This window comes from Granulicatella sp. HMSC31F03, assembly GCF_001807725.1.
GTDB lineage: Bacteria > Bacillota > Bacilli > Lactobacillales > Aerococcaceae > Granulicatella > Granulicatella adiacens.
This window is the reverse complement of sequence record NZ_KV790863.1, coordinates 432-4817: the sequence shown is the minus strand read 5'-3', so window position 1 is coordinate 4817 and position 4386 is coordinate 432. Positions and strand designations below refer to the sequence as shown.

Genomic DNA, 4386 nt, shown 5'->3' with positions numbered 1-4386 from the left:
TCTATCGTCTTCGCCAAATTTAAAACAAGTAAAGGATATGTTAGAACAAGCTTTTAGAGAAGAAGAATACGAGAATACTATTCTCCACAGTGATCAGGGGTGGCAATACCAACATGAAGCTTATCATCGTTTTCTTGCCAGTAAAGGTATACGTCCATCCATGTCTCGCAAGGGAACCAGCATAGATAATGGCATGATGGAGTCCTTCTTTGGTATCTTGAAAACAGAAATGTTTTACGGATTTGAGAAAAATTTCAAGTCTCTGGATCAACTGGAGCAAGCTATTACCGAGTATATTTTTTACTACAACAATAAACGCATTAAAGCAAAACTAAAAGGACTTAGTCCTGTTCAGTATAGAACTAAATCCTTTCAATAATATTTTTTGTCTAACTTTTTGGGGTCAGTACAATGACTCATAAATATTTTTTTGCAAGTTCAAATACTCCATGAGATTAATAACTTTATTATTTTCGCCAACTTTACTAATCGTATAAACATTCTCCAAATTTCTCAACATCAATTGAGAAATTTGGCTTTTTCCGTTGCTCAGTTAAAGCGTCCTTTAGTTGTATATTTCCTGTTAATATCCCTTTTGAAGCATAACATTGTTCTCAATAATCGCACCCGATTGTTGACACCCATTTTAGAACCTATTCTTTGATTTTCAATAAGCGTAAACTGTTTAATGTTACAAGTAAAGTTGCTCCCATATCAGCAAATATCGCTATCCAAAGTGTTAACCAACCGGGCATGACCAAAAGTAATGCCACTAATTTAATCGCCAAAGAGAAGGTAATGTTTTGCTTGATGATTGCTAAAGCCTTACGACTTAATTTTATTGTATATGGCAATTTACTCAAATCATCAGACATTAAGGCGATGTCAGCCGTTTCTAAAGCTGTATCAGTTCCAGCACCACCCATTGCTACACCAACGGTAGATGCCGCAAGGGCTGGAGCATCATTCACGCCATCTCCGACCATCCCCACACTTTGATGTTTTTCTCGAAGTTCTTTAATAAAATTAAGCTTATCTTCTGGAAGTAAGTCAGCTTTAATATCCGAAACACCAACTTGTTTTCCGATGGCTGTTGCCGTTCTTTGGTTATCGCCTGTTAGCATCACTGTTTCGATTCCCATATTGTTCAACTTGCCGATAACTTCTTTAGACGATTCCCTTATTTCATCGGCTACGGCAATAAACGAAAGAATTTCTTTTTCTGTTCCTAACACCATCACCGTTTTACCTTGAGTTTGCATATCGGCAATTTTTTCTTTTTTATCGCTTGAAATGCTTCCGTGTAATTCCTCAAAAAGATTTTGACTTCCCACATAATACATTTCATTATTTATTTTGGCTTTAATGCCTTTACCTGTAATGGATTGAAAATTCTCTACTGTTACTTCATTGAATTTTAATCCATTTTCTTCTGCTTTTCGCATAATTGCTGAAGCAAGAGGATGCTGCGATCCTTTTTCAATGGCTGATGTTATGGTTATTAATTCATTTTCATTTCTACCATATGTCACAATGTCTGTTACAGCTGGAATCCCTTTGGTTAATGTTCCTGTTTTATCAAAGGCTATCGCTTTTAAGTGTCCTGCTGCTTCTAAATGGATACCACCTTTAATTAATACACCATTTTTCGCTGCATTTCCTATTGCTGTAACCACAGCAACTGGAGTTGAGACTACTAAGGCACAAGGACAACCAACCACTAATACAGCTAATCCTTGATAAATCCATTGGCTCCAGTCTCCGCCAAATAATGGTGGAACTACTGCAATTAAAAGAGCTAGTATGACAATAGCTGGTGTATAGTATTTTGCAAATTTATCGACAAACGCTTGAGAGGGGGCCCGTTCTGCTTGGGCTTCTTCTACCAAGTGAATGATTTTTGAAAGAGTGGTATCTTCAACTCGTTTTGTTACTTTAACCTCAAGTAACCCTTCTTCATTCAAGGTTCCTGCAAATACTTCATCATTTGTGATTTTCGTTACTGGAACACTTTCACCTGTAATCGCAGCCTGATTTAATGTTGATGTACCTTTAACCACTATTCCATCCATTGCTAACTTTTGACCGGGCTTAACTATCATGATGTCTCCAACTTGAATCTCATCAACATGAATCATCATTTCTTCATTGCCTCGTCGAATTAACGCTTCTTTTGGGGCAATATCCATTAAAGATTCAATAGATTGACGTGCTTTATCCATTGAATAACGCTCTAATGCTTCACTAATCGCAAATAGGATAACAACGGTTGCCCCTTCACCCCATTCACCAATAATTGCAGCTCCTATAATGGCAATAGTCATAAGCGTATTCATATCGAAATTTAATCTGCTTAAATTTTTGAGACCTTTAATAAATAACGAATATCCACCGATTAAAATGGACGCTGCATAACCAATTGTCGGTAGAACATGCTCTTCACCATACTGCTCTCCTAAGAACCAGCTAACTACAAGTAAAAGAGCTGATATATATACCTTAATGTTTTCTTTCTTCTTCCAAAAAGGTTCTCCTTCTACCCTTTGTTCTTTTTCATCTCGAATTTTTAAATTTTCAAATGCTCCTGCTTTTTCTAATTCTTCAATGGTTGTCGTCCCTTTAACATAAACTTTAGATGCTCCGAAATTTACTTTCGCATCCTGAACACCGGGAAGTTCTTTAACATTATTTTCAAAAATGGCTGCACAGTTAGTACAAGTAAATCCTTGAACACGATAGGCTTTCATTTCTTCTTCGAACTGTTTTGCTTTCCCACTAGACATTGATCTTCACCTCTTTCTTAAATGCCAATGCAATCATCATAATTTGTCTGATATGCTCATCATCTAATGAATAAAATGCAAGTTTCCCCTCTTTTCGAAACTTAACAATCCCTTGCTTATGGAGCGTTCGCAGGTGATGAGAGGCATTTGCAACCGTAACACCTATAATATTTGCAATATCACACACACACAGTTCGTCATCTTGACACAATGCATAGGTAATTTTTGCTCTATTTTTATCTGCAATAGCTTTTAACATTTGGGCAACACTAGAAATATCTACTGTCTGTAAATTACCTTGTATTCGATTGACCTTTTCTTCGTCATAACAATAAATTTCACAAGTATCTTTTTTAATCATATTCTCACCTCAATATCATTCAAGTATTTGCTTGAACATAGTATCACCCTTTTCATTAATTAAGTCAAGTGTTTTTTTGAGTGAATAAAAAAATTCATAAAAAAAGACTTGGAGTACCCAATTCTAATAACAAAATAACCAATCTGCATAAGACTTTAAGTACATAACATTATTACTATTAAACTTGTTGAGGAGGTGCTCTATGAATCAGCTTGAATTTCAGCGTAATCACCTACAAATTTATCAAACAACTGAAATTCTCAAGAACTATTTATAATTCGAATCGGATTTTCCGGGACTTTTATCGTTTCAAGTGCCTTTTTATGCCATCTCCTTACCGTTCTTACATCAGCAAATAGAACTTCTCCGATACGCTACCAAGTATAATTATGAAGATAGCAATACATCAAAACCATCTGTTCGGCTGTGTCTTTGACGGTCATTAGCAAATCTCTTATCTCTAATAAATTCTAATCAACAGTACCACACACTCCACATGTGCTGATAGCACCCCCCTATACTATAGAACGAAAGACTGTTGATAAGAGCTGAAATGATACTGTGGAACGAAACTGTCCCATATCTAAAAATCAAATTTCCACTAAAATCCTCTCAAACAGCTCTGTTAGTTTCTCTTTAGAAGAGAATCCACTAATCTACCGCTATTCGTACAAGAAAACTACAACATATTTAGTACAAAAATAGGAGTGATGCAAAAGACCACTCCTATTTTCTATCGTCTCATTATATAATTAAAATCACCATTTTATTGAAGCAACTAGATTCTTACAATTAAAATTAGAACTAAAAAGAAAAGAAGTTGAATTAGAAATATTAAAAAAATACAAGGAATTGGAAAGGAAGTGTCGCCTCAAGCAGTTGTAAAGTTAGTGGAAAAATTGAAAGATAAATATGCGGTACATTTAATTTGTTTTTGCCTTAATGTACCCATATCTACTTACTACCGATGGAAAAAGAAAGACTTTTCTCCAACAATTATCGAAGAGATAATCAGTAAAATTTGTAAGAAAAACAAATTTATTTATGGGTACAGAAAGATTAAGTATTTAATTCAGAAGGAATTGAATCAAATTGTTAACCATAAAGTTGTTCAGCGGATTATGCAGAAAAATGGTTGGAATTGTGCAGTGAAATCTAAAAAAGCTATCAAAATAGATAAACCATTCTCAATTACTGGTAATACTTTGAATAGAAATTTTTCAGCAGACAAACCTATGCAAA

General features: G+C 34.9%; 4 protein-coding genes. 2 read left to right on the top strand and 2 right to left on the bottom strand.

Annotated features, from left to right (window positions below; genetic code table 11):
- On the top strand, positions 1-379 hold a 379-nt coding region (locus HMPREF3106_RS06330), incomplete at its 5' end, for an IS3 family transposase (RefSeq protein ID WP_148129419.1).
- A gap of 274 nt (positions 380-653) precedes the next feature.
- On the opposite strand, the gene HMPREF3106_RS06325 is transcribed toward HMPREF3106_RS06330, so the two are convergent.
- Together HMPREF3106_RS06325 and HMPREF3106_RS06320 are read right to left on the bottom strand one after the other, a co-directional pair.
- Entirely contained in the window at positions 654-2783 is a 2130-nt protein-coding gene (locus HMPREF3106_RS06325; RefSeq protein ID WP_070445120.1) for a heavy metal translocating P-type ATPase, read from the bottom strand.
- Entirely contained in the window at positions 2776-3144 is a 369-nt protein-coding gene (locus HMPREF3106_RS06320) for an ArsR/SmtB family transcription factor (protein WP_049554564.1), read from the bottom strand. Before HMPREF3106_RS06320 ends, HMPREF3106_RS06325 begins: the two co-directional genes overlap by 8 nt.
- Before the next feature lie 890 nt (positions 3145-4034).
- Between HMPREF3106_RS06320 and HMPREF3106_RS06315 the strand changes: the two genes are divergently transcribed.
- Positions 4035-4386: IS3 family transposase (locus HMPREF3106_RS06315; RefSeq protein ID WP_210384828.1), on the top strand; the 352-nt coding region annotated here is incomplete at its 3' end.

Coding starts and splice junctions, on each gene's coding strand:
- HMPREF3106_RS06325 (WP_070445120.1), bottom strand. CDS start 2,783: ATGTCTAGTGGGAAAGCAAAACAGTTCGAAGAAGAAATGAAAGCCTAT.
- HMPREF3106_RS06320 (WP_049554564.1), bottom strand. CDS start 3,144: ATGATTAAAAAAGATACTTGTGAAATTTATTGTTATGACGAAGAAAAG.